The 24911-nt window shown below is 69.5% G+C and carries 22 protein-coding genes and 2 pseudogenes; 17 read left to right on the forward strand and 7 right to left on the reverse strand.

Going from position 1 to position 24911, the window contains the following annotated elements; all coding sequences use genetic code 11:
* Nucleotides 1-524: 524 nt before the first annotated feature.
* The 6 genes from ureA to SSPS47_RS02120 all read left to right on the forward strand — a co-directional run bounded on the left by ureA (nt 525) and on the right by SSPS47_RS02120 (nt 5696).
* Entirely contained in the window at nt 525-911 is a 387-nt protein-coding gene (gene ureA, locus SSPS47_RS02095) for an urease subunit gamma (protein WP_164248258.1), read from the forward strand.
* A gap of 212 nt (nt 912-1123) precedes the next feature.
* Nucleotides 1124-1522, forward strand: coding sequence for an urease subunit beta (locus tag SSPS47_RS02100; protein ID WP_239064738.1), 399 nt, complete (start codon nt 1124-1126; stop codon nt 1520-1522).
* A gap of 33 nt (nt 1523-1555) precedes the next feature.
* Nucleotides 1556-3430, forward strand: a complete 1875-nt coding sequence (ureC, locus tag SSPS47_RS02105) for an urease subunit alpha (protein ID WP_164248262.1) — start codon at nt 1556-1558, stop codon at nt 3428-3430.
* 7 nt (nt 3431-3437) lie between these two features.
* Nucleotides 3438-4091, forward strand: a complete 654-nt coding sequence (locus SSPS47_RS02110; protein WP_164248264.1) for an urease accessory UreF family protein — start codon at nt 3438-3440, stop codon at nt 4089-4091.
* A gap of 25 nt (nt 4092-4116) precedes the next feature.
* On the forward strand, nt 4117-4842 hold the full coding sequence (ureG, locus tag SSPS47_RS02115; protein ID WP_164254345.1) for an urease accessory protein UreG: 726 nt from the start codon (nt 4117-4119) through the stop codon (nt 4840-4842).
* Nucleotides 4839-5696: an urease accessory protein UreD gene (locus SSPS47_RS02120; RefSeq protein WP_239064739.1), complete on the forward strand. Its 858-nt coding sequence runs from the start codon at nt 4839-4841 to the stop codon at nt 5694-5696. The genes ureG and SSPS47_RS02120 overlap by 4 nt, the downstream gene beginning before the upstream one ends.
* A gap of 238 nt (nt 5697-5934) precedes the next feature.
* Here SSPS47_RS02120 and SSPS47_RS02125 read toward each other — a convergent pair whose 3' ends face one another.
* Nucleotides 5935-7359: a non-reducing end alpha-L-arabinofuranosidase family hydrolase gene (locus tag SSPS47_RS02125; RefSeq protein WP_164248266.1), complete on the reverse strand. Its 1425-nt coding sequence runs from the start codon at nt 7357-7359 to the stop codon at nt 5935-5937.
* 1103 nt (nt 7360-8462) lie between these two features.
* Between SSPS47_RS02125 and SSPS47_RS35120 the strand changes: the two are divergent.
* Nucleotides 8463-8618 (forward strand): annotated as a pseudogene (locus SSPS47_RS35120) (1,4-beta-xylanase); the annotation flags it as partial.
* A 1-nt stretch (nt 8619) separates the two neighbouring features.
* Here SSPS47_RS35120 and SSPS47_RS02130 read toward each other — a convergent pair.
* The 5 genes and pseudogenes from SSPS47_RS02130 to SSPS47_RS02150 all read right to left on the reverse strand — a co-directional run.
* Nucleotides 8620-9981, reverse strand: a pseudogene (locus SSPS47_RS02130) (bifunctional serine/threonine-protein kinase/ABC transporter substrate-binding protein); the annotation flags it as partial.
* On the reverse strand, nt 9978-10472 hold the full coding sequence (locus tag SSPS47_RS35125; RefSeq protein WP_164248270.1) for a hypothetical protein: 495 nt from the start codon (nt 10470-10472) through the stop codon (nt 9978-9980). The gene SSPS47_RS35125 and the pseudogene SSPS47_RS02130, both read right to left, overlap by 4 nt.
* A gap of 587 nt (nt 10473-11059) precedes the next feature.
* A complete protein-coding gene (locus SSPS47_RS02140; RefSeq protein WP_164248272.1) occupies nt 11060-12271 on the reverse strand; it encodes an MFS transporter in 1212 nt (403 codons plus the stop codon).
* A gap of 95 nt (nt 12272-12366) precedes the next feature.
* Nucleotides 12367-13320, reverse strand: a complete 954-nt coding sequence (locus SSPS47_RS02145) for an EamA family transporter (RefSeq protein ID WP_164248273.1) — start codon at nt 13318-13320, stop codon at nt 12367-12369.
* 54 nt (nt 13321-13374) lie between these two features.
* Nucleotides 13375-14040: a disulfide bond formation protein DsbA gene (locus SSPS47_RS02150; protein ID WP_164248275.1), complete on the reverse strand. Its 666-nt coding sequence runs from the start codon at nt 14038-14040 to the stop codon at nt 13375-13377.
* Nucleotides 14041-14298: 258 nt separating this feature from the next.
* On the opposite strand from SSPS47_RS02150, the gene SSPS47_RS02155 reads away from it, so the two are divergent.
* From SSPS47_RS02155 to SSPS47_RS02200, 10 genes are all read left to right on the forward strand, one after another.
* On the forward strand, nt 14299-15174 hold the full coding sequence (locus tag SSPS47_RS02155; RefSeq protein WP_164248277.1) for a LysR family transcriptional regulator: 876 nt from the start codon (nt 14299-14301) through the stop codon (nt 15172-15174).
* A 46-nt stretch (nt 15175-15220) separates the two neighbouring features.
* Complete coding sequence (locus tag SSPS47_RS34675; protein ID WP_239064740.1) at nt 15221-15679, forward strand: transposase family protein; 459 nt, start codon at nt 15221-15223, stop codon at nt 15677-15679.
* Between the two features lie 321 nt (nt 15680-16000).
* Nucleotides 16001-16267 (forward strand): hypothetical protein, encoded by a 267-nt coding sequence (locus tag SSPS47_RS35130; RefSeq protein ID WP_239065201.1) that lies wholly within the window; start codon nt 16001-16003, stop codon nt 16265-16267.
* Nucleotides 16268-16752: 485 nt separating this feature from the next.
* Nucleotides 16753-17745 (forward strand): dihydroxyacetone kinase subunit DhaK, encoded by a 993-nt coding sequence (dhaK, locus tag SSPS47_RS02170; RefSeq protein WP_164248279.1) that lies wholly within the window; start codon nt 16753-16755, stop codon nt 17743-17745.
* Between the two features lie 97 nt (nt 17746-17842).
* Nucleotides 17843-18442: a dihydroxyacetone kinase subunit DhaL gene (dhaL, locus tag SSPS47_RS02175; protein ID WP_164254347.1), complete on the forward strand. Its 600-nt coding sequence runs from the start codon at nt 17843-17845 to the stop codon at nt 18440-18442.
* On the forward strand, nt 18439-18849 hold the full coding sequence (locus tag SSPS47_RS02180; RefSeq protein ID WP_164248281.1) for a PTS fructose transporter subunit IIA: 411 nt from the start codon (nt 18439-18441) through the stop codon (nt 18847-18849). Before dhaL ends, SSPS47_RS02180 begins: the two co-directional genes overlap by 4 nt.
* Nucleotides 18850-18970: 121 nt before the next feature.
* Nucleotides 18971-20998, forward strand: a complete 2028-nt coding sequence (locus SSPS47_RS02185) for an NADPH-dependent 2,4-dienoyl-CoA reductase (RefSeq protein WP_164248283.1) — start codon at nt 18971-18973, stop codon at nt 20996-20998.
* A gap of 29 nt (nt 20999-21027) precedes the next feature.
* Entirely contained in the window at nt 21028-21669 is a 642-nt protein-coding gene (locus SSPS47_RS02190; RefSeq protein WP_164248285.1) for a PadR family transcriptional regulator, read from the forward strand.
* 209 nt (nt 21670-21878) lie between these two features.
* Nucleotides 21879-23261: an FAD-dependent monooxygenase gene (locus SSPS47_RS02195; protein WP_239065202.1), complete on the forward strand. Its 1383-nt coding sequence runs from the start codon at nt 21879-21881 to the stop codon at nt 23259-23261.
* 80 nt (nt 23262-23341) lie between these two features.
* Nucleotides 23342-23797: a tellurite resistance TerB family protein gene (locus SSPS47_RS02200; RefSeq protein ID WP_147875669.1), complete on the forward strand. Its 456-nt coding sequence runs from the start codon at nt 23342-23344 to the stop codon at nt 23795-23797.
* A gap of 99 nt (nt 23798-23896) precedes the next feature.
* On the opposite strand, the gene SSPS47_RS02205 is transcribed toward SSPS47_RS02200, so the two are convergent.
* Nucleotides 23897-24907 (reverse strand): M56 family metallopeptidase, encoded by a 1011-nt coding sequence (locus tag SSPS47_RS02205; protein WP_164248287.1) that lies wholly within the window; start codon nt 24905-24907, stop codon nt 23897-23899.
* Between the last annotated feature and the right edge of the window lie 4 nt (nt 24908-24911).

The following is a 24911-nucleotide window of genomic DNA, read 5'->3' on the forward strand; positions in this document are numbered from 1 at the left end:
CCCGTCTACCAGGAGCTTCGTCGTGGTGCGGGACTGTCCAACTCGCGGTCAGAGCCGCCAGCTTGGGAGAGGCTCAGTACGGCGTGAGGGGCTGAGGCAGGTTCGCGTGACAGATATTCGGTCAAATGATCGCGTCGGTATCCGTTCGGGGGTGGCTGTGCGGTTATGCGGCAGCGTCCTGGCTTGTGGCGTGATGATCGTCTGTGGCGCGGGATGGTTCGGCTGATGAACCGGTGGAGCCGCATCGCGCTGCCGATTGATGTTCATCCCTGAATCCGGGAAACCGCAGGCGTCCACGCGCAGATGCACCTGCTCGTCCAGGTGGCGACGGCCGGGGACGCGGCGGTGCTCAGCGCCGCAGGGTGCTGGTCGAAGGGGCGGCGCCTGTCTGCGGGGATTTGCTGACCGGGTGTACCTGCCGAGCCCGGTGGATGGGCCCCGGTCGGTCGGGCGTGGGCCGGGTACGCATGGTGCCGCTGTCTCTCTCGGGGCCGGGGCACTCTCACCACCGCAGAGGAGCACGGATGCACCTGATTCCCTCAGAGCAGGAGAAGCTGCTGCTGAGCGTGGCCGGGATGCTGGCCAGCTATCGCAAGGAGCGTGGCGTCAAGCTGAACTACCCCGAGGCGGTGGCGTACATCAGTTGTTGGGTCATCGAGGAGGCGCGGGCGGGCAACTACACCGTCGACCAGATGATGAGCGACGCCGACGTTCCCCTGGAGCAGCGGAAGGGGGACACCCCGGGCCGGGGCGAGAGCGTCCTGACGACCGACGACGTCATGGAGGGCGTGCCCGAGATGCTGGACATCCTCCAGGTCGAGGCGACCTTCCCCGACGGGCGCAAGCTCGTCACCCTCTACGACCCGATCCGCGCGCCGAAGGCCGCCCCGCTGTCCGCTCCCATCCGCTGAGGTCGAGTTCCATGCCCTACTTCCAGCCGCTGGCCCCGAAGCCTCCGGTGACCACGTCGCTCACGTGTCCGGATACGTGCCCCTGCTACTCGGCTCATCACTGTCAGGAGCCGCAACCCGTACCGCCCTCGTCCCTGGACCCGGGCCAGTCCCATGGCTTCTCCCGATACAAGGTAGGAGGAGTATGGGTCAGGGACCCGTCCGCAGTGCATGTGCTCAACTCACGAACCGACACGGCCGTCGTCTATGTGGTCAATGTCGGTGACCGCGACATCCAGATCGGTTCGCACTTCCATCTGGCCGATGTCAATGAGGATCTGCTGTTCTTCACCGACCTGGACACCGCCACCGAGGCCGAGGCCGTTCTGACCGACCCTCAGCGCCTGAGGTCCGAGCAGATCGCCGCGGCCCGTGAGCTGGCGCACAACCGGTCGAAGACACCGGGAAAGGCACCTTGGGGGTGCCGCCTGGACATCGCTCCTGGGGACTCCATGCGGTTCAGCCCCGAGAACGCGCCCAGCGAGGCGATCGAGGTCGTACCCATCGGCGGGAGGCGGCGTGTGCCGGGCCTACGCAAGGACAAGCCAGCTGACGACGTCGCTCTCGACTGACACGGCCCCCGTACACCCTGCTGGAGGAACACCATGGTGAACATCACCCGCGAGCAGTACGCGAAGTCCTATGGCCCGACCGTGGGGGACCAGGTCCGCCTGGGCGACACCAACCTCTGGATCGAGGTCACCGAAGACCTGACGTTCGGTGGTGACGAGGCGATCTTCGGCGGCGGCAAGACCATCCGCGAGTCGATGCTGCAAGGGATGAACACCAGTGCGCAGGACGCCCCCGACACCGTGATCACCAACGTGATCATTCTGGACGTCACCCCCGCTCTGGAACGGGGCAACGGCAATTCCATCGTGCGTGCCGACGTCGGGATCAAGGGCGGAGAGATCGTCGCGGTCGGCAAGGCCGGCAACAGCGACGTCATGGACAGCGTCACCCCTGGCCTGGAGATCGGCCCTTCCACAGACGTGATCTCCGGCGAGGGCAAGATCCTCACCGCCGGTGCCATCGACACCCACGTGCACTACATCTCCCCTTCGGCTGTCATGGAAGCACTGTCCACCGGGACCACCACGCTGATTGGCGGCGGCGTGGGACCTTCCGAGGGATCCAAGGCGACCACCGTGACGCCCGGCCCGCAGCACCTGGTGAACCTGCACCGCAGCTTCGACGACCTGCCGGTCAACGTGATGCTGCTGGGCAAGGGCAACACCGTCAGCCAGGAGGGCCTGGACGAACAGGCACTCGCGGGTGCCGGCGGTTACAAGATCCACGAGGACTGGGGAGCCACTCCGGCAGCGCTGGACGCAGCACTGAGGGCCGGGGAGGAATGGGGCCTGCAAGTCACTCTCCATGCCGACTCCCTCAACGAGTCAGGCTTCGTCGAGACCACCCTCGACGCCATCAACGAACGCGGGATCCACGTCTTCCACGCCGAGGGCGCCGGCGGTGGGCACGCCCCTGACATCCTGAAGGTGGCCGCCGAACGGAACGTCCTGCCCGCCTCCACGAACCCGACGCTTCCGTACACCGCGAACACGGTGGCCGAGCACATCGACATGCTGGCCTCCGCCCACCACCTCGATCTCAGAAACAAGAACGACCAGGCGTTCGCCGACTCCCGGATCCGTTCCACCACCATGTTCGCCGAGGACGTGCTGCACGACATGGGCGCGATGTCCATCACCTCCTCCGACGCCCAGGCCATGGGCCGCATCGGCGAGGTCGTGACCCGCACCTGGCAGGTCGCCCACGTCATGAAGGAGTGGAGCCACAAGACCTTCAAGGACGCGAACTTCTTCTACGGTGCTGGTCAGGGGCAGGGCGACAACGCCCGTGCGCTGCGCTACGTGGCCAAGTACACCATCAACCCCGCTGTCGCCCACGGCATCGACGAGTACGTCGGTTCCGTGAAGGAGGGCAAGCTCGCAGACCTTGTGCTGTGGGACCCGCGGTTCTTCGCCGTACGGCCCGAAATGGTCATCAAGGCCGGTGCCATGGTGATCGGCAACCTGGGTGACCCCAACGGTTCGGTGTCGACCCCGCAGCCGACATTCCTGCGGCCCGCGATGGCTGCCGCGATCGCCTGCCGGCTGTCCTACTCGTTCGTCTCCGAGAAGGTGCTCAACCCGCCCTCCGACACCGACCCGTACAGCACGGTGAGAGGCAGAGGCGTGTTCAAGAACTCGTTGAAGGACACCCTCGGCCTGCGGCGTGAGCTGAAGGGCGCGAAGCCCGTCAAGGACGTTGAGAAGACTGACATGGTCTTCAACGATGGGCTGTTCGGCATCGACATCGACCCGGCAACATTCAAGATCGCGGTGGAGATTCCGGGAGTCGAGGCGTCCGGAGAACACAGCCTCACCAGGCACAAGAGCCGAAATGGTTTCTGGTACCTCGACCAGCCGACACCGCCGAAGAGCCTGCCGCTCACCCAGCGATACCTGCTGTTCTGAGGCCCCGGTGAGCACCTCTCCGCTCCTGCTCGCCCTGCTGGGCGATGCCCGGCTCCCGTCCGGGGGACATACGCAGTCCGCCGGTCTGGAGCCGGCGTTGCGAGCTGGTATCGCACCCGCCGAGGTGCCCGCGTACCTGCGATCGCGTCTTCGCACCGTCACCAAGGTGGAGGCGGGCACCGCCGTCGTCGCCCGTGCGGTCGCGGCGAACGGCGGTGACCTCGTGGAGGTTGAGGCCGCCTGGGCCGCCCGGACCCCCAGCCCGGCGCTGCGGGCGAACGGGCGACGGCTGGGCCGCGGGTACCTACGGGTCCTGCAAAGGCTCTGGCCCGGCCCTGTCGATGCCCGCGCACGCACCTGGTCACGCCCCGTCGTTCTCGGCCTGCTCGCGCACCGCGCCGGAATGGACCCGTCCGACGTGGCCCGTCTCGTCGGGTACGACGACGCCCAGACGGTGACCGCTGCCCTGCTCAAGCTCGAACCACAGGACCCGATGACCATCGCGGCCTGGGTGAGTGAACTCCTCCCGGACATCGAAGAGATGGCCGACGAGGTCGCCCTTCTACGCCTCCCGGAACAGATTCCCGCCCACGGCGCTCCCCTGATCGAGCGCTGGGCCGAGACCCACGACACCATCACAGAGAGGCTCTTCAGTGGCTGAGAACACCACCGCCCCCGCCCGTGCCATGCGCCTAGGCGTAGCCGGCCCCGTCGGCACCGGCAAGAGTTCGCTCATCGCGACTCTGTGCCGGGCGCTGTCCGGCGAACTGCGCCTGGGCGTCATCACGAACGACATCTACACCGACGAGGACGCGCGCTTCCTCAAGAGCGCCGGAGTGCTGGACCCCGAACGAATCCGCCCGGTGGAGACGGGCGCATGCCCCCACACCGCCATCCGTGACGACGTGACTGCCAACCTGCTGGCGGCCGAGGACCTGGAGGCCGACTTCGGCCCACTGGATCTCGTCATCATCGAGTCCGGCGGAGACAACCTCACCGCCACCTTCTCGCCCGCTCTGGTGGACGCCCAGGTGTTCGTCCTGGACGTCGCCGGCGGCGGTGACGTCGTCCGCAAGGGCGGTCCCGGCATCGCCCGCGCCGACCTGCTCGTAATCAACAAGACCGACCTGGGCGTACACGTGGGCGTGGACGTCGAGCGCATGACGCGCGAAGGGCGCAACGTACGACAGGGTGATCCGGTAGTCGCGCTCTCCCAGCACGACGAGGCGTCCATCCGGATGCTGACCGGCTGGGTGCGCGACACCCTCGCCCACTACCGCACCGGCGGGCACACCCCGGTCGACCCGGGCCCCATGGCCCCGCACTTCCACGCCGGCCAGAACGGCGAGGAACCCCACCCGCACACCCACGCGCACGGCCAGGATCCGGCGCACGCAAGGCAGAGCGCGTGACCGGACCGACCCGCCTGAGCGTCGTCCGCACGGGAAGCCGCAGCCGCGTCCTCCGCACGACCGGGCATCTGACGGCGCGGATCATGGAACAGGACGCCCGCGGCGCCCGAGTGGGCCTGCTCGCCACCCAGGCGCTACTGCTGTCCGGCGACGACGTCCGTATCGAGGTGGACGTCGCTCCCGGCGCCTGGCTCGACATCGTGGAGACAACGGGCACGGTCGCGTACGAGGGCGACGCACCGTCATCGTGGGCCATTGACGCCACCGTGGGCGACAAGGCGATCCTTACCTGGGCGGGCAAGCCCTTCGTGGTCTCGGACGGGATCGCCACCCACCGCGACACCAGGATCCGCCTGCATGGCACCGGCAGGATCCTGATGCAGGAGAAGATCGTCCTGGGCCGCGCCGGACAGACCGGCGGGGATCTCACCACGTCCCTGAACGCGACGGACGACACCGGGCCGGTGCAGGTGGAGCACCTCGATCTGACCAGGCAGACCCGTAGCATGCCGGGCATCCTGGGGAACCTTCGCTCGATGGACACCGTCACCGCCCTGGGGTGGTCGCCTGAACCTCCCGGCGAGCCGGAAGCCGGCACCACCGGGCCTGGCGAGACGTACTTCCGTCTGGACCGGGCCGGGGCCGTACTGCGCTGGATCGGAATCGGCCGGTTCCGTGACCGGCTGTGCGACCTCGCCTTCGCAGCTTGGTGCGAGAAGGCCATACACGACCCCCGGTCCCGTGGCCACCTTGCCGCACGACGCCCGAGCCACGCCGAAACAGCCAGGCGAAGAGAGGTGCCGACGTCGGCCGGCTTCCCATCGCCGTCACCAGCAGCACCAGCAGGCCCGTAGGAATGCCCTCGGAGGACGGCGGGGACCAGGATCGAGTACGACGGCTGCCCGGTCACCAACCGCTCCGAGTGGCGTTCCCGCGAGCCCGCACCGGGAGGTGCCAGGAACCCCGGCCGCCGCACGGCTGGGGTTCCTCGAGGCGGTGGTGTCGGTCAGCAGGTGTAACCGACCCCACGTGAACCGCTCGCCAACACGCCTGCAGACCGCGCCACATCACGGTCACCGTGAATCGGGAAGGTCAGCGTTGCAGGGTGAGGATGCCCGGCCGCCACGGCAGTCGGTTGTATTCGCCGCCCGCGTTGGGGTCCTTGCCCTGGTAAAGGAACTGCAGGTTGCAGGGATCGATGGTCATGGTCTGGTCGGGGTTGTTGCGGACCAGGTCACCGTGGCTGATGTCATTGGTCCAGGTGGCGCCGCTGTTGGCCTTGCCGGCGAAGGGGTAGCTCTCACTGGCGGCCTGCGGGGTCCACGACCCGTTCAGGCTGGAGGCCGTGAAGGAGCGGAAGTAGCGCCCGTTCGCGCCCATCGCCTCGACGATCATGAGGTACTGGTTCTGGCCTTGGACCTTGTAGACCTGTACGCCCTCGAAGAGGTTGGCCTTCGTGTCGCTCATGATCGTCGTGTACGACGAGCCGAAGTTGGCCGGGAAGTTCCCGATCGGCATGCTCGCCCGGTAGATCTTGCCGTTGTCACCGGCGAAGAACAGGTACATGTTCTGGCCGTCGGCGATCAGGGTCTGGTCGATCGGGCCGGTGTCGGAACCGGAGATGCTCCCGGTGAACAAGGGCTGCGCGGCGGACCAGCCGTTGGGGTTGGTGGGGTCGCTCGACGTGCGGTAGATGAAGGGCCATGCACCCCACTGGTACGCCAGCACCCAGATGTTCTTCGGCGCGAAGTAGAACAGCGTGGGCGCCACCGCGGCCTGGCTCATCCCGGTCTGGCCGGCCGACGCCATGTCCGACCAGTTCGTGAAGGGACTGAACATCATCGAGCCGTACGACGATCCCGACACGTTCGACGCGTAGACCAGGTGCCTGCCGTTGTGCGTCACGGTGGTGAAGTCCTTCACCGCGGCCCACCCGTTCGCCGGCTGCGCCAGCACTCCCGTCGACGTCCAGCGGTACGTCGACGGAATGGGACACGCACCGTCCGTCGGCGGCGTCCCGGTCAGACCGGTCCACTTCTGGTTGCTGCCGCCGTTGCACGTCCACACCTGCACCGCCGTGCCGTTGGCCGTACCGGCGCCCACGATCTCCAGGCACAGCCCGGACTCCACGCCGACGACCGTACCGTCGGAGTTCATTCGCCACTGCTGGTTCGCACCGCCGGAACAGCTCCAGATCTGCACCCGGGTACCGGCCGTGGTCGCGTGACCCGGAACATCCAGGCACTTGTTGCCGTACACGGTCAGCTGGTTGGCGTCCGTCAACGTCCACTGCTGGTTGGTTCCGTTCCAGCAGTCGTGGATCTGCAGGTACGTGCCGTCGGTCTGGACGGCGCCCGGCACATCGAGGCACCGGCCGGAACCGACACCGCGCAAGGCGCCACCGGCAGCCGCTTGAGCCGGGGTGGCGACCAGCATCGCCGCCACCACGGCCAGGGCCGCGACCATGGCGGCGAGCACTGCGGACGGATATCTGCGGCTGAATCTTCCTCTGCTCATAGGGACTTCCTCAACCTTGAGTAGACGGGTCCGGTTCGCCTCGTCAAAGGTTGCCCGGACTGTCGGTGTGGTGCGGTGTGCAGCGGTCTGTGAGCACCACGGCATACCGCTCGTGACTTCCCGGTCCTTCCCGACCTTCTGAAAGACCGGTGGCGCCCGGCGCGTCCGGCCAGCACGGAAGAGGGCGACGCCAGAATTGGCGAGGTCATGCCATATGGCGGCCACGACTCCTTGCGGCACTGCGTTCGGGCGATGCGACACGGAATTGCCCTGCTGCGCGATGGAGCGACTCGATGTGTCCGAAATATCGAACAAAGGTCGAAGTATCGATCGGCCTTAATGATAGAGAGCCGGTGAACGACGTCAATACTTCTCGCATGTTTCGCCGTCGACTCCGAAACATTCGAAAACTTATGCGTGAAACTTCGCATGCCACACCGACCAATGGCCGAGTCGCACCACACCTGGCACCTGAGGGCGGTCCAGCGCGGCCCGAACACCAACGGGTTCACGCCGGCGCCGAAGCGGTGGATCGGCGGGCAGAACTTCCGCACCGCGCCCCGCACCGCCCCGCCCTTCGGGGTCGAGGCGCAGTGCGGAGCGATGCGTTCGCGAGCTCTTGACTGCGACGTCCGAAAGTTTCGTACTGGAAACGGAAACTTTTTCTGCGAGGAGCATTGACGATGCATCATCAATGCCTCAATCATTCCTGTCTGAGACACCGGCCGGAGCTCGCCACCTCGAACCGCACCGGCCTCGGGCATTCCGTGCGCACGGCAATCCACGCACAACCGCACTACAGATCCGCACACCAGAGCACCTGCGCCATCCCGTTTCGTTCCGGTGAGGTTCGCACCAGCGCATCCTGGCTCTTCACACAGTTGGAGAGGTACGCGACGCCCGCGGCGGTCCCCCGGCCGAGCCGCGATGGAGCAACCCCCGTGCCTGTGCCGAAGGTCGTCCCGTTCCATGACCGCGGCGTCCGGTGAATCCGTGCCACCCGGGCTCCGGCCCGCCCCGTCCGTCCATCTACTGAATGGGAGTGGGCGACGCAATCCCCTGCGCTTCAGTCCTTCCGTCATTTCTACCTTGGAGGCACCGTCATGGGCTCATATGCCCTTCCCGGACCCGCTATCCGCCGGAAGATCCGCAGCCTGCTGCTGGCGCTGCTCGTGGGCGTCCTCGGAGTGGCCGCCGCACTGGTCGCACCGCCGAGAGCACACGCCGCCGAGAGCACGCTAGGCGCCGCAGCGGCGCAGAGATCAGCTTCTCGGCGGCGTCCGGGGCGCGCTGCGCGGTGCCGCTGTCGTCGGCGGTGCGCAGCGCGAGTGCGAAGGGTCTGTCCTTGCCGGGCTCACGGGCGTTGTACCGCTCGATTGCCAGCCGTGCGCCCCGCTCCTGCGCCCGCCCGGCCGCCCTGCCCTTACCGGACAGGTCCGCCTGGATTCCGATGGCCCAGCGCGGGCCCGCGTCCTCGCCCGTACGGGAGCCGTCGTCCTGCAGCGCGGCCCAGGCCCCGCCACCGGCCGCGACGGCGAGCAGCGCACCGCCGGTGAGGGCGAACACCCGTCTGCGGGACGGGCGTTGGCGGCCTTCGTCCGCACCGGTCACCACGGTCACCGTTTCCCCGGCTTCCTGTGCCGCCCGCCCGCCCGCCGCCGTCGGCTCGATGTCGGGCAGTGCCAGCAGCTCGGCCGCGCGGTCGGCGATGCCCCTTACGACGTCCTCCGGCAGCCAGTCGGCGGCGCCGCCAGCGTCCTCGGGGGCGGCAGCCGCGGGCACGGCGTCCTCGGGTGCGATGTTCTCGGCCAGGTCCGCGGCGATGCGCTCGGCCGTGGGACGGCCTGCCGGGTCCTTCGCCAGGCAGGAGAGCAGGAGCCGGCGCAGCTCCGGGTCCTGTTCGCCCCACGCGCCGTCCGCGCCGATGTCCGGCTCGTCGTGCACCGTGCGGTAGAGCAGCGCGTCCGCCGTCCCGCCGAACGGGGGCCGCCCTGTCAGCGCGTACGCCAGCAGACACCCCAGCGAGAACACGTCGCTCGCCGGTCCCACCCCCACGCCGCGCGCCTCGGCCTGCTCGGGCGAGAGGAAACCGGGCGTGCCGACGACCATGTCGGTCGAGGTGAGCGCGGTCTCGTCGGTCGCGCGGGCGATGCCGAAGTCGATCAGCCGGGGGCCGTCCACGGCCAGCAGGACGTTGCCCGGCTTGATGTCACGGTGCACCAGACCGGCATCGTGGACCGCGCCCAGCGCCCCGGCGAGCATCCTGGCCAGCGCGCGCACACTGCGCACCGGCAGCGGACCGTGCCGGGCGACCGCCTCGCCGAGCGAGGGACCGGCCACGAAGACGGTGGCCAGCCACGGCTCCGCCGCTTCCGGTTCCGCGCCGGTGACGGGCACCGCCCAGGGGCTGGACACCCGTCGGGCCAGGTCGACCTCGCGGCGGAAGCGGGCACGGAAGCCGGGATCGTCCGCGTACTCGGCCTGGATGACCTTGACCGCGGCCAGCGCCCCCGACTCCGTACGGCCGAGATAGACCACGCCCATACCGCCGGCGCCGAGGCGGGCCAGCAGCCGGTGGCCGCCGATCGACGCGGGGTCGGTGGGCAGCAGCGGCTCGCTCACCGAGGGCCCTCCAGTTCGTCCTCGGCCACGGCGAGCATGACGCCTGTCGCCTCGGTGACGGCCGTGTCGATCTCTTCCGGGGCGCGGCCCTTGGAGCCCTTGCCGACCGCCGAGACCGTGACCTTGCCCAGCCGGCTCTGGCCCCAGATGTAGTAGTGAGGGCCGCCGAGTGCGTCGCTGTGGTACTCGCCGCTCTCGGAGATCGAGTCGTCGGAGGAGAACTGTCCGACGCCGAACGGCAGTCCCGCCGACAGCAGCCCGGTGAGCCTCTCGTCCTGGCTGAGCTGCTGCTCGGGGCAGCGCAGCGCCTCTTCGAGGGTGCGCGCCATCTCCCATTCCGCGTCGGACACCTCCCGGTGCACGACGACGGTGGCGGCGATCAGGATCGGGCCCTTGCCGCCCTTCGCGGGCAGTTCGCTGTAGCGGGTGAAGCTCGTCAGTACGGAGGACGGGAGCGGCTCGCGCTGCCAGACACAGTCCCCGTCGAGCACGGCGAGCGAGCCGGGATCACTCTCGTACGGGCTCCGCTCGACGTACCCGGCCCCGTACCGCCGGGGCTCGGCCGCGACAGCGCGGGCAAGTCGCAGGGCCTGGGCCCGGGTCCGCGGTTCACGGCTCTCGTCGGGCGAGAAGTCCAGCCCGGTGGTCGCCGCGGGACCCTGTGTCGCGCCGCCGCCTTTCGCCCCGTGGCGCCGGAAGCCGTCGCCACGGGCTTCGCCCGGTCCGTATCCGGGGTGTCACCGCTTCCGGAACACCCCACGAGCAGCATCCCGACCGCGAGACCGGCGGCCCCGTGACGTAGCCGGCCGGATCTGCCGTACACCCTGAACTCCCCTGCCGCACCCCGCACTTCGCCCCTCCATCCTGAACGTAACCAGAGGGACGCACATGAACCGCGATCAGTTCTCGGCAGACGCGGTTGATCCCCTCCAACCCAACCCATATCCCCCTCGCTACGCCCAAGCCTGGAACGAAGACGGCCACACCTCCAGCAGCAGGACCACCAAACCCACCCCGGACCCCGCCGGGACACCGACACCGACAGGCGGGGCCGCGCCGTACTTCGGTGGTCAGGGGGTCAGATAGCCGGCGTGGTCCTGCGACCGGTGGAGGCGCGGAGGATCACGGCGAGAGCGACCAGGACGATGCCGAACCAGACGACGCTCGTGACGCCCACATGGTCGGCGAACAGGCCGCCGATGAGGGCGCCCAGGGCTATGCAGGTGTTGTAGGCCATGGTGTTGAGCGACATCGCGGCCTCGAAGGTCTCGGGGGCCGCCGAGAGCGTCATGTTGATCTGGCTGAGCTGGACGACGCCGAAGGCGAGGCCCCAAAGGATCATGGCGGCGATCACGCCGAAGTCGTACGTGCCGATGGTCAGCAGCATGACAAGTGCGGCGATCATGATCAGGCCGCCCACGATGAAGCTGCCCCGCAGGCTCTTGTTGACGGTCCGGCCGCCGATGAAGTTGCCGATCGCGCCGCCGGTACCGAAGACGATGAGGACGACGGTGATGAAGCCGACGGTGGCGGACGTACTGTCCTCGAGATAGGGCCGCACGAACGTGTAGGCACCGAAGTGACCGAGGACGAAGAACACCACCATGACCAGGACCAGACGCAGCGGCACGTTCCTGACGGGCAGTTCGAAGACCTCGCGGACCGACACCGCGTTGGCCGACGGGAGCGGCGGGAGCGTGACGGCAACCGCGAGGAACACCAGAGCGCTGAGGCCGGCCCAGATCAGGAAGGTGGTGCGCCAGTCGCCGGCGCTCTCCAGCAGTGTGCCGAGCGGGATGCCGACGACGGTGGCGATCGAGATTCCGGACATCACGACAGCGGCAGCCCGGTTGGCGTGCTTCGCCGGGACGATGCGCATGGCCATGCTGACGCCGATGGCCCAGAAAACGCCGCTGGCGAAGCCCATGATCAGGCGGGTGCCCAGTATCAGCGGGTAGTTCGGGGCGATCGAGGTGATCAGGTTACCGACGGCCAGGACGGCCAGCAGTGTGGTCAGTAGCCGGCGCCGGTTGACGCGCCGGGTCCATGCCACGATGAACGGCACACCGAGACCTGCCGCGAGACCCTGCGCCGTGACCATGAGGCCGACCGAGCCCACGGAGACCCCAAGGCTCGCGCTGAGCGGGGTGAGCAGGCCGATCGGCATCAGTTCGGTGGTGAGGAAGATGAACAGACTGGCGGTGATGGCGGCCACACCCAACCATCCCCGGGTCGGGGACACCTGCTCGTGTGGCGTGACGGGGGAGTTCGTCTCGTCCTGAATGCTCATGTCGTCTCTCTGGATGTGGTCAGGCGTGGTACGCGAATGCCTCACGGCGTCGGCGTCCAACGAGGAGGTCAGGGCGTGGGGAGGTGCGCCCACCGTTATCCACCGCGTTCCTGTTTCAGAGCGGATTGGTCGGGGAGGCGCGAGACGGTGGTGCGGGGTGGAGCCGATGGGGTCCCCTCGGACATCGGTCCGGGTGGGCGCGGCTGACCGAGCACAACGGCCAGGAAGATGACGACCATGCCGACGAACTGGAGGGCCGACAGCGTCTGGTCCTTGACGAGGTAGCCCAGCAGGGTCGCCACGACCGGGCTGCCCAGCGCGAGGAAGGAGACCGCCACGGCCGGCAGGCGTTCGATGCCGCGGAACCAGGCGATGTAGCTCAGGATCGCGCCCAGGGTGATGAGGTAGGCGAACCCGATGACGTTGGAGCCGGTGAGACCGTCGGGAAGGTCTTCCAGCGACAGCCAGAACGGCAGCAGGACCAGACCGCCCGCTGTGAGTTGCCACCCCGTGAACGCGAGCAGGCCGACGCCCTCCGGCCTGCCCCACCGCTTGGTCAGAGTGATGCCCGAAGCCATGCACAGCGCTCCGCCGACCGCGGCGAGGAGTCCGGTGGTGTCGAGCGACGCCGTGCCTCTGAAGACGAGCAACACCACTCCCCCGATGCCCATCGCGCAGGCCAGGGCGTGGACGGGTCTGATCCTCTCGCCGAGGAAGAGGGCGGCGAGGATGACCACGAACATGGGCTGCGCCGACGTGACCATGGCCGCGATGCCACCGGGCAGTCGGTAAGCCGCGACGAAGAGCAGGAAGTTGAAGGCGCCGATGTTCAGAACGCCCAGCACCAGCGCGCGCCACCACCAGATGCCGACGGGAAGTTTCCGGCCGAGGGCCAGCAGCACCAGGCCGCCGGGCAAGGCCCGCATGGTGGTCGCCAGGAGCGGCCGATCCGGCGGGAGCAGCTCGGTGGTCACCAGGTACGTGCTGCCCCAGACCGCCGGAGCCAGGCCGGTCAGGGCCACCGTGAGCACCGTTTGTCTGTTCTTCATCTCGCCTCACATCCCGCGGGAATCACCGTGGCTCCTGACATCTGTCCGGCCTGCTCAGTCGAAGATCGGGTCGCGGTCGCGGTCGCGGTCGCGGTCGCGGTCGCAGCCAAGCTTCAGCTCGAAGAAGCCGTCCGTGCCCGCCACGGCCAGCACGCCGTCCCAGAGGGTTCCGGCCGCCTCTGCACGGGGAGCGGGGGTGAGTACGGGACCGAAGAACGCCAGCGACTTCCCCTCCGGGCCGGGCACGTGGATCACGGGGGTGCCGACCTCGGAACCGACCGGATCCATCCCCTCGTGGTGCTCGGCCCGGAGCGGCTCGTCCCAGGAGGGGTCCTCTGCGGCCTCGACGAGGTCGGCGGGCAGACCCGCCTCCTTCAGGGCGGCGCGGATCATGTCGTGGCCGAGCCCGGCTTTCTGGTGGTGGATCAGACGGCCCATGACGTTGTAGAGGGGGCGCAGCACCTCGTTGCCGTGCCGCCGCTGTGCCGCGATGCACACGCGCACGCAGGCCCAGCCGTCGGTCATGCCCTGGCGGTACGTCTCCGGGACCTCGCGGCCCTCGTTGAGGACCGACAGGCTCATGATGTGGAAGCGGGGGTCCACAGGTCTGACCTGCTCCACCTCCAGCATCCAGCGTGATTTGATCCACGCCCAGGGGCAGCGGGGGTCCACCCAGATGTGGGCGACGGTCGTCCCGGAACGCGGTGGCGTGGTGGTCATGGCGGTCGCTCGTCCTTTCGGTGTCACGGGCGCGATGGCGCGTGCGGGCATGCCTCGGCGCTGTGCGCCCAGGTGCGGGAGGTGGCGGAGGAGCAGCTTCCGGGCAGGCCGGACAGGCTCCGATCGGGGGCCGCCCGGCGGAGTCGGCTCGATCGAGGACGATCCCGCCGTGTGCGGTCGTCATCAGTGTCGGGCCGGGGAGATCGATGAGTCCAACACATGCTTGTCACGCGATGGATCTCGTATCACGATGGATCCATGGAGCTCCAGCAGATGCGGTACGTGATCGCCGTGGCCGAGATGAACAGCTTCACGAGGGCTGCCCAACGCTGTCTTGTGGTCCAGTCCGCACTCAGCCATCAGATCGCGCGCCTGGAGAAGGAGTTGGGTGCGAGGCTCTTCGAACGCACCAGCCGCCGGGTCCGATTGACCCCGGCGGGCGCGGCTTTTCTGCCCGCCGCCCGCCAGTGCCTCGACGCGGCGGAGCGGGTCGCCGCCGAAGTCGCGGCGGCCGTCGGGGAGGTACGCGGACGGCTCGCGGTGGGGCTGATCCCCAGCGTCGCCGCCGTGGACGTTCCCGCTGTCCTCAGGGAATTCCACCAGCGCCATCCGAAGGCCCGGATCAGCCTCAGTGTGGGGGCGAGCGACGAGCTCGCCGAGCAGGTCAGGCAGGGGGATATCGAGGTGGCCTTTCTCGGCATCCCGGTCACGGCCCGCCCCCGGGGCGTCATGGCCCGGAAGCTGGCCGAGGAGCGGCTGGTCGCCGTGGTCTCCCCGGATCACCCGCTCGCCGACGAGACCTCGGTCGACCTCCGTCGGCTGTCCTCGGAGGTGTTCGTGGACCTCCCGGCGAAGACCGCCGGCCGGGCCCAGTCCGATCTGGCCTTCACCGCCGCCGGCATCACCCGCGAGGTCGCCTTCGAGGTGACCAACGCGGACTACCTGGCCCGTCTGGTCGGCGCGGGCCTTGGCGTGGCCCTGCTCCCGCCCACGTATGCCGAGGGCCTGGCCGGGATAACCACGATCGAGGTCACGGACGCACCGGCCCGCGCCGAGTATGTGATCTGGAGCCGGGAGAGCCGCGCCCCGGCGGCCAACGCATTCCTGGAGCTGCTGGGCATCGAGGAGGAGTGAACGCAGGCGCACACGAAGAACTCCCATCTCGGGGGAACCTCAATCCATGATCCGTGTGTCAAAGGACTGGGCGCGTGCAGCAATCATCCGTAGCCAGCGGATCGCCGGGCTGACACCCGCTGTGATCGCTGAACTCGGCCCGTTATTGCACGAGCGGCACCAGGCCGTGTTGACGTCACACCCCCGCCGCCGGGCCATCGGTGCCGGAGCCAAGCACAAGCTGGCCTTCATTGACCGCCTGTTGGCCACGCTCGTGTACCTCCGCCATGCAACGGCTCACGATGTGCTGGCCTGCTGGTTCGGCGTGGACCGCTCCACCATTACGCGTGCGATCGGTGAAATGCGGCCCCTGCTCGCCGAGCGGGGCTGCACCGTCGCGCCCGACGTCCGATCTGCGCACACTCGCCGAGGCCATCGACCATCTCGGTGCGAGCGGGCAGACCAGAGTCATCAACGCCACCGAGGTCCAGGCACGTCGTCCAGCAGCCGGGCGCAAGAACCGTGAGAAGTTCATCTCCGGGAGGAACACGATGAGCACGGCGTCCCTGGCGAACCTCTTGTCGTCTCATCTTGATCATGCGGCCGGACCGTCAGCCTCTGACTGTCCCGTAAATGATCTTCGGGTTGCCCCCGACGTGGCTGCGCCGGACAGCAGAACAGCAGCCTTCCTGCGGCGTCTGTGACGACCATGGACACCTGCACAGCCGACCAAGCGACGCTCCACCGATCATGCTGCCCACCTTGGCCGACGCCGCCACAGGAGACACCAAGGTTCTCAATCCCTGCCGCGGCTCTCTGCCGACACTGGCTCCTGCGGGCCTTGGCCATGTCACGCGGAGTCCCACTGGGATCAGGAGCCGAAAGCCGGCGCGAGTTGCGGGACGCCTGCGACGTCATCGTTGACGACTTGGCCAGCCGCGTCCTCGTCCTCAACCTCCCCGGGACCGGCCAGGGGCTGGGTCAGTGGCTCACCGACGCCGCCCGCTACGGCACTCCGGCAGCAGTTGACTGCATGCACGAAACCCCCGGCACCGAGCCTCCGTCCCGCGTAACCGTCGCGAGACCGGAGCGCACGTCTGCACAGCCCACATGAGAGGGAAAGATCATCCGTTGGCGCTGGGAGTCTCCTGGGACTTTTCTGGGACTTTCGGCTGCATCAACAGGCAAGAGCGCGAAAGGACCGAAAGGCCATTTCCGCAGGTCAGCGCCCCCTAAACACCCATCATCGCAGGTCACAAAGCTGGCTGGTCTCTTCCGGGACATCTGACCAGCGGGACCCAGTAGGTCCACACGACGTGCACGGGCAGGAGCCACCTCCTACAGACCGCCGGATGCCAGCGCGCCAGGCTTCACGATCTCGCCCGCCTCTTCGATACTGAGTGCGCCGGGCACGGCAGGGACCGGGGCCCAACACGGTCTGACGATCGATCAGGAAAGTCGGCGTCAAGTCAGCGACACCCCCGCCGGGGAACGCCGTCGACCGTCACCGACCGCTGAGGCACAAGGCCCACCGCACATCGGCTGACCAGGCAGAACCCAGCTCAGAAGCCTCGCTGGTAACCGTCCGAGGAGGAACCCTTGAGAATGCTCATCAACGTGCCGGAGACCGTCGTCGCCGACGGACTGCGTGGAATGGCCGCCGCGCACCCCGATCTGTCCGTCGACGTGGACAACCGCGTCGTCGTGCGCCGGGACGCGCCGGTCGAGGGAAAGGTGGGGCTCGTCTCGGGCGGCGGCTCGGGGCATGAGCCCTTGCACGGGGGGTTCGTGGGGCCCGGGATGCTCTCCGCCGCCTGTCCGGGCGAGGTGTTCACCAGTCCCGTACCCGATCAGATGGTGCGGGCCGCCACCGCCGTGGACAGTGGTGCGGGGGTGCTGTTCATCGTGAAGAACTACACCGGTGACGTCCTCAACTTCGACATGGCGGCCGAGCTGGCCGAGGACGAGGGTGTCCGCGTCGGGAAGGTGCTGGTCAACGACGATGTCGCCGTGGTCGACAGCCTGTTCACGGCGGGTCGGCGCGGTACGGGCGCCACGCTCTTCGTCGAGAAGATCGCCGGCGCCGCCGCCGAGGAGGGCGCGCCGCTGGAGCGGGTCGAGGCGATCGGGCGGCAGGTGAACGAGAGCGCGCGCAGCTTCGGTGTCGCCCTCAGCGTCGTGACGACCCCGTCCAAGGGCAGTCCGACCTTCGATCTGCCGGACGGTGAGCTGGAGCTGGGCATCGGTATCCACGGCGAGCCGGGGCGCGAGCGGCGCGCGATGATGACCTCGCGCGAGATCGCGGACTTCGCCGTGAACGCGGTGCTGGAGGATCTGCGCCCGTCGGGCCCGGTGATCGCGCTGGTCAACGGCATGGGGGCAACGCCCCTGCTGGAGCTGTACGGCTTCAACGCCGAGGTGCAGCGGGTACTTGCCGAGCGCGGCGTGGCGGTGGCCCGTACGCTCGTCGGGAACTACGTGACCTCGCTCGACATGGCCGGGTGCTCGGTGACCCTCTGTCAGGTCGACGAGGATCTGCTGCGGCTCTGGGACGCGCCGGTGCAGACACCCGCACTGCGCTGGGGCCGCTGACCCGCGGGGGCTCGCGCGCATCCGCAGGCACGTACGTCCGACACGTACACACGACGCTCTTCGAGGAGACCATGTGTCCGACCAGGATTCCGAGCCGGTGCTCGACGTCGACTTCTTCCGCCGCTGGCTCACCGCTGCGGCGGCCGCCGTGGAGCGGGAGGCGGGCCGTCTCACCGATCTCGACTCGGCGATCGGCGACGCCGACCACGGCAGCAACCTCCAGCGCGGCTTCCGGGCCGTGATCGCGGCGCTGGAGGCGGAGCCGCCGGAGACGCCCGGTGCCACGCTGATCCTCGCGGGGCGGCAGTTGATCTCCACGGTGGGCGGCGCCTCGGGGCCGTTGTACGGGACGCTGCTGCGGCGTACGGGCAAGGCGCTCGGCGACTCGGCCGAGGTGACGGCGCCGCGGCTGGCCGAGGCGCTGGGCGCCGGGGTCGCCGCCGTGGCGCAACTGGGCGGCGCGAAGGCCGGGGACAAGACGATGATCGACGCGCTGGAGCCCGCGGTGGCGGCGCTCGGCACGTCGTTCGCGGCGGCGGCGACCGCCGCGGACGAGGGCGCGGTGGCGACCGTGCCGCTCCTGGCCCGCAAGGGACGGGCCAGCTATCTCGGTGAGCGCAGCATCGGGCATCAGGATCCGGGCGCCACGTCCTCCGCGCTGCTGATCGCGGCCCTGGCCGCGACGGCGGGCGAATGAGCACCGGGCAGCCGGTCGGTGTCGTGCTGGTGTCGCACAGCCGGGCGGTGGCCAAGGCGGTCGCCGAGCTGGCGATCGGGCTCGCGGGCGGCGGTACCACCGCTCCGGTGGCCGCCGCCGGCGGCACTCCGGACGGTGGGCTCGGCACCAGTTCCGAGCTGATCGCGGCGGCAGCCGCCGAGGTGGACCGGGGCGCGGGTGTCGCTCTCCTGGTCGATCTGGGCAGCGCCGTGCTGACCGTGAAGTCGATGCTGGCCGAGGGCGACGAACTGCCCGAAGGCGCTCGGCTGGTGGACGCGCCCTTCGTGGAAGGCGCGGTCGCGGCCGTGGTCACGGCGTCGGCGGGCGCGGACCTGGACGCGGTGGAGGCGGCGGCCTCGGAGGCGTACGACTACCGCAAGGTCTGACCGCGGCGGCGGGGTCTTCGGGGGCGGTGGGCGAGAGACCGGCCACACTTTGTGCAACTGGTTGCACAAAGTGTGGCGGCCGGGCTACTACTGGAGCGCAGCCGTCGCGCGAGGAGCCCCCATGAGCCCGTACCCCCACCTGTTCAGCCCTCTCGACCTGGGCTTCGTCACCCTGCCCAACCGGGTGCTGATGGGTTCGATGCACGTCGGTCTGGAAGAGGCCGAGAACGGCTTCGCCCGCATGGCCGCCTTCTACGCCGCACGCGCCCGTGGCGGTGTCGGCCTGATGGTGACCGGCGGCATCGCGCCCAACGACCGGGGGCGGCCGTACGAGGGCGGCGCCCGGCTCACGACCGAGGCGGAGGCCGAGCAGCACCGCCCGGTGACGTCGGCGGTGCACGCCGAAGGCGGCCGGATCGCGATGCAGATCCTGCACTTCGGGCGGTACGCCTACCACCCGGACCTGGTGGCGCCGAGCGCGCTCCAGGCTCCCATCAGCCCCCATGTCCCGCACGCCCTCACCGACGACGAGGTCGAGGAGACGGTGGAGGACTTCGTACGGGCGGCGGAGCTGGCGCGGCTGGCCGGGTACGACGGCGTGGAGGTGATGGGGTCCGAGGGCTATCTGATCAACGAGTTCATCGCCGCGCGGACCAATCTGCGCGAGGACCGGTGGGGCGGCACCTACGAGAACCGCATCCGCTTCCCCGTGGAGATCGTCCGCCGCATCCGGGAGCGTGTGGGTCCCGACTTCATCCTCGTCTACCGGCTGTCGATGCTCGACCTGGTGCCGGGCGGCTCCTCGCTCGCCGAAGTCGTCACGCTGGCCCAGGAGATGGAGGCGGCGGGCGCGACGCTCATCAACACCGGGATCGGCTGGCACGAGGCCCGGATCCCGACGATCGCCGCGTCCGTGCCGCGCGGCGCGTACACCTGGGTGACCAAGGCGCTGATGGGGTCGGTGTCCGTACCCCTGATCACCAGCAACCGGGTCAACACCCCGGAGGTGGCGGAGCAGTTGCTCGCCGACGGGCGCGCCGACATGGTGTCGATGGCACGTCCCTTCCTGGCCGATCCCGATTTCGTCGCCAAGGCGCGCGACGGGCACGCCGACAGGATCAACACCTGTATCGGTTGCAACCAGGCGTGTCTCGACCACACGTTCAGCGGGAAGATCACCTCCTGCCTGGTCAATCCACGCGCCTGCCACGAGACCGAGCTGGTCCTCTCCCCCACCCGGCGCGTCAAGCGTGTCGCCGTCGTCGGGGCCGGTCCCGCGGGGCTGGCGTGCGCGGTGTCGGCAGCCGAACGCGGGCATTCGGTCACGCTGTTCGACGCGGCGGACGAGGTCGGCGGACAGCTCAATGTCGCCGAACGCGTCCCCGGCAAGGAGGAGTTCGGCGAGACGCTGCGCTACTTCCGCGGCCGGCTCGCCCGGCTCGCGGTCGACGTACGGCTCAACACCCTCGTCACGGCGCAGGAGTTGACGGACGAGGATGCCGGGTACGACGAGATCGTGGTCGCGACCGGGGTCACTCCCCGTACGCCGCGGATCCCCGGCATCGACCACGCCCGCGTGGTCGGCTATCTCGACGTGCTGCGCGGCGCCGTCACCGTCGGCGAACGCGTCGCGATCATCGGCGCCGGAGGCATCGGTTTCGACGTCGCCGAATTCCTCACCGACGGCGGCGAAGGCGCGAGCCTCGACGCGGACGTCTACTTCCGGCAGTGGGGTGTCGACACCGGTTACCGCTCTCCTGGCGGACTGCGGGAGTCCGTACGGCCCAAGCCGCCGAGGACGGTCCACCTCATCCAGCGAAAGACGGGGAAGGTGGGCGCCGGACTGGGAAAGACCACGGGCTGGATCCACCGCACCGAGCTGCGGCACCGGGGGGTCACCACGATCGCGGGCGCGGTGTACGAGCGCGTCGACGACGAGGGACTGCACCTGACGGTCGACGGCTCGCCCGCCGTCCTGCCGGTCGACACGGTCGTCCTGTGCGCCGGACAGGAACCACGGCGCGAGCTGTACGACGCGCTCCGCGCGGCCGGCGCCGCCCCGCATCTCATCGGCGGCGCGGACGTCGCCGCCGAACTCGACGCCAAGCGCGCCATCGACCAGGGGACCCGGCTGGCCGCCACGATCTGACCGGACGGCCGGACTTTTAGGATGCGGTCATGTCCCTCCCCCACGCCATCCTCACCGCCCTTCTCGAAAGACCCTCGTCCGGCCTGGAGCTCACCCGCCGGTTCGACCGGTCCATCGGCTACTTCTGGTCGGCGACGCACCAGCAGATCTACCGGGAGCTGGGCCGGCTGGAGGAGTCGGGATACATCCGGGCCCTGGCCCCGGAGCAGCCGGCCCGTGGGCGCAAGAAGGAGTACGAGGTACTGCCCGCCGGTCGCGACGAGCTGACCGGATGGGTGGCGAGCCGGGAGGATCCCAAGCCCGTACGGGACCCGCTGCTGCTGCGCATGCGGGCGGCGGCGGTCGTGGGGACGGACGGGCTCCCCGTCGAGCTGCGCCGCCATCTCGCCCTGCATGAGCGCCAGTTGGCCGAGTACCGGGACATCGAGGCACGAGACTTCTCGCCGGGACCGGGGCCGGGGCGGGAACCGGGGTCGACACCGGAGCCGGCGCCGAAGTCAGCGCCGCGGGCACCGCAGATCGGGGGTCTCTCGGAGGCGGACCGGCTGCGGCATCTCGTGCTGCGCGCCGGGATCGATCTGGAGCGCATGTGGGTCCAGTGGCTCACCGAGGCGCTCCGCGAGTCGGACACCGCTCCGGTCGGCGGACCCGACGGCACGGAGAGCTCGTAGAGCGCGTCAACCGCGTGAGGCAGGGTCGCGAACGGAGGACGTTCGCACCGTGAGCCGACTCCGACATACTGGACGCTCACGATCAACTGCCTTAAAGAACGGGAGACATGGGAATGGACGAGGACGTGGACGGTTTGGCGGCACCCGACGCCGGAGAGCGAATCCCGCCGCATCGGCACACGGGCCGCCCCGCACGGCACGCGGTGGTGATCGGCGGCGGCATCGCGGGCCTGCTCGCGGCACAGGTGCTCGCCGCCCACGCGGACCGGGTGACGGTCGTCGAGCGTGACCGCCTCCCCGACGAGGCGAAGGCACGGTCCGGTGTCCCGCAGAGCAACCACATCCATGTACTGCTCGCCGGGGGTCAGTCGGCGCTGGACACGCTGCTGCCCGGGATCGTCGCCGAGTTGCGGGCGCACGGCGCGCCCGAGGTCGGGATGCCGGGCGAGATGGTGCAGTGGCAGTCCGGCATCTGGTATCGCCGCACGCCCTCCACCACTCATCTCCTCACCGCCTCGCGCCCGCTCCTCGAATGGCTCGTACGCCGCCGGGTTCTGACGGACACACGCATCGAAACGGTGCAGGGCACCGAGGTGGTGGGCCTGCTCGGTGACGCGGTCCGTACGACCGGAGTCCTGCTCCGGGAGCGCGGAGCGGGCGCCAAGGCCACCCGCGAAGGCGTCGTCACCCGTGCGCTGACCGCCGATCTGGTCGTGGACGCCTCCGGACGCGGCTCGCGCGCGCCCGAGTGGCTCGCGGCCGTCGGCGCCGAACCACCGGGAGAGGAGACGCTCGACAGCGGGCTCGCCTACGCCTCCCGCGTCTACCGTCCCGGTAAGAACGACGGCATCACCGACACCGTCGGCTACTACGTCGTCCCCGACCCCGACCAGGTATGCGGCGGCGTCGCACTGCCGATGGAGGACGGCCGCTACCTTGTCACCCTCTCGGGGGTACGCGGGAGCGAACCCCCTTCGGACGGGGCGGAGTTCGCCGACTTCACCAAGCGGCTGCCGCACCCGTTCCTGTACGAGTGGCTGGGGCGGGCCGAGCCGGACTCGCCCGTTCGCGCGTTCCGCAACACGGCCAACATCCGCCGCCGGTACGACCGTCCGGGCCGCCGTCCGGCCGGCTTCCTCGCGATCGGCGACGCGCTGTGCGCCTTCAATCCGGTCTACGCGCAGGGCATGACCGTCGCCGCCCTGAACGCCCTCGCGCTGCGCGAGACGCTGGCGGACCGGCGCCGTACGCCCACGACCCGGCGTGCGCAGCAGGCGCTGTTCAACTCCGGGCGGCCGGCGTGGGACATCTCCTCCGGGGCGGACAAGGAGATGCCCGGCGTCATCGGTGACGCGGCGCGGACCCGCGCGGTGGACCGGCCCGCGAACTGGTATCTGGAGCGGGTGCAGCGCAGGGCGGGCGGAAATCCGGATGTCGGTGCGGCGTTCCGTTCCGTGCTGCACCTCTCCGCGCCGCTGACCGCGCTGTTCGCGCCGCATGTTCTACGCGCGGTGCTGTTCGAACCGGTACCGCACACGCCCGCCGAGCCGCCGATGTGGCGGGAGTCCGACGGTCACGACTCCGACACCTGATAACTTCTACATCACTGTAGAAACAAGCACTGCCCGTGCCACCCCTCCGGCACGGGCAGTCCGAGACATACGGAGCACTCATGGCCCTGTGGGATCGCATCAAGGAATCCGCTCAGACGATGCAGACCCAGCTGGAGGCGAAGAAGAACGACCTCAAGAGCGGCTCGTTCCGTGACGCGAGCATGGCGATGTGCGCCCTGGTCGCCGCGGCCGACGGCTCCATCGACCAGGCCGAGCGCCAGCGCGTCACGCAGCTGATCACCAGCAACGAGGTGCTGCGGAACTTCCCGCCCGCCGATCTCCAGAGGCGCTTCGACGACTATCTGAACCAGCTCGTCGCCGACCCGGCGATCGGCAGGGTCGGCGTGCTCCAGGAAGTCGCCAAGGCGAAGAAGAAGCCGGCGGAGGCGCGTGCCGTCATCCAGATCGGCATCATCATCGGCGGCGCCGACGGCCACTTCGACGCGCAGGAGCGGGCCGTCGTACGTGAGGCGTGCTTCGCGCTCGACCTCCAGCCGCAGGAGTTCGACGTCTAGTTCCCGCTGTTCCGCTGTTCAGGCGTCGGACAGGCCGCTCGTGCGGCCCGTCCGGCGTGTGAGCAGGGGGGGCCGAACCACCGCACCGGCCGGGCGAGTTCAGAGCGGCCCGGCCGTCTTCAGTACGAGGAACAGCGTCAGTGTCGCGTTGGCGGAGGAGAGCGCCGATCCGAGCGTCCCGGCCGCCGCCGCCCAGGCCGCCAGACCCACCGCGGTGAAGACCGGCGGCCAGCGTACGGCCGACGGCGCGGGCTCCAGCAGCGCGGCGACCCGGCGCGGCACCGGCCCCGGCGCCGCGAAGCCCGCCAGCGTCGGGGTGGGCGTGCCGCGCGATACGAGCGCCGCCTTGCCGATGGCCCGCGCCACCACCCGCCGTTCGCCCGTCACCCGGGCCGCCTCCTCGTCCGCCCATCGCTCCGTCGCGTAGGCCACGGCCGAACGCAACGGCATCAGCAGCGGGTTGGCCCGCGCGGCGAAGCGGACGAGAAGCAGATAGCGGTGATGGTGCCCGGCGAGATGGGCCCGTTCGTGGGCGACGAGCGCCGCGCGTTCGTCGTCGTCCAGAGACGCGAGCATGGCTGTGGAGACGACGATCCGGCCGCCCGACTTCCCCTCGCGCACAGACATCCCGTCGCGCGCGGGCCGGCCCCCGGTGAACCACGCGCGGAGCGCCGACCCGCTCCGTACGCCAGGCAGCGCGTACGCGTACGCGGCCTCGTCGGTCAGTACGGTCAGCTCTCCGTCCGGCACCCCGGCCAGCGCGTCCTCGGCCCGGCGGCGGACACGGCGGTGTCTGCGGGCCGAGGTCGACCACGACACGGCCACGGCGAGCAGCGCGACGACGGCGCCCTTGCCGGCGGCCTCCTCGTACGGCGCGGTGGTGGGGGCCTCCCGGTCGGCCCAGGCGTCGGGGAGCGGATGGCCGGGCAGCTGCACCGTACCGACGACCACCAGCAGCCCCAGGCACACCGTGCTGCACACCGCCAGAACGGCGGCCAGCGCCGACAACAGCCGTGTGGCGACCCGGGGATGGAGATGCCGTTCGGCGAGACGCGCGATCGGCACCGCGGTCAGCGGCAGCAGCAACGGCAGCAGGACGAACACTCCCATCCGG

The organism is Streptomyces sp. S4.7 (assembly GCF_010384365.1).
In the GTDB taxonomy this organism is placed as follows: Bacteria; Actinomycetota; Actinomycetes; order Streptomycetales; family Streptomycetaceae; genus Streptomyces.

Coding starts and splice junctions, on each gene's coding strand:
- SSPS47_RS35130 (WP_239065201.1), top strand. CDS start 16,001: ATGTCACGCGGAGTCCCACTGGGATCAGGAGCCGAAAGCCGGCGCGAG.
- ureG (WP_164254345.1), top strand. CDS start 4,117: ATGCGCCTAGGCGTAGCCGGCCCCGTCGGCACCGGCAAGAGTTCGCTC.
- SSPS47_RS02150 (WP_164248275.1), bottom strand. CDS start 14,040: ATGACCACCACGCCACCGCGTTCCGGGACGACCGTCGCCCACATCTGG.
- SSPS47_RS02145 (WP_164248273.1), bottom strand. CDS start 13,320: ATGAAGAACAGACAAACGGTGCTCACGGTGGCCCTGACCGGCCTGGCT.
- SSPS47_RS34675 (WP_239064740.1), top strand. CDS start 15,221: ATGATCCGTGTGTCAAAGGACTGGGCGCGTGCAGCAATCATCCGTAGC.
- SSPS47_RS02125 (WP_164248266.1), bottom strand. CDS start 7,359: ATGAGCAGAGGAAGATTCAGCCGCAGATATCCGTCCGCAGTGCTCGCC.
- SSPS47_RS02205 (WP_164248287.1), bottom strand. CDS start 24,907: ATGGGAGTGTTCGTCCTGCTGCCGTTGCTGCTGCCGCTGACCGCGGTG.
- SSPS47_RS02155 (WP_164248277.1), top strand. CDS start 14,299: ATGGAGCTCCAGCAGATGCGGTACGTGATCGCCGTGGCCGAGATGAAC.
- SSPS47_RS02190 (WP_164248285.1), top strand. CDS start 21,028: ATGTCCCTCCCCCACGCCATCCTCACCGCCCTTCTCGAAAGACCCTCG.
- SSPS47_RS02200 (WP_147875669.1), top strand. CDS start 23,342: ATGGCCCTGTGGGATCGCATCAAGGAATCCGCTCAGACGATGCAGACC.
- SSPS47_RS02140 (WP_164248272.1), bottom strand. CDS start 12,271: ATGAGCATTCAGGACGAGACGAACTCCCCCGTCACGCCACACGAGCAG.
- ureA (WP_164248258.1), top strand. CDS start 525: ATGCACCTGATTCCCTCAGAGCAGGAGAAGCTGCTGCTGAGCGTGGCC.
- ureC (WP_164248262.1), top strand. CDS start 1,556: ATGGTGAACATCACCCGCGAGCAGTACGCGAAGTCCTATGGCCCGACC.
- SSPS47_RS02185 (WP_164248283.1), top strand. CDS start 18,971: ATGAGCCCGTACCCCCACCTGTTCAGCCCTCTCGACCTGGGCTTCGTC.
- SSPS47_RS02180 (WP_164248281.1), top strand. CDS start 18,439: ATGAGCACCGGGCAGCCGGTCGGTGTCGTGCTGGTGTCGCACAGCCGG.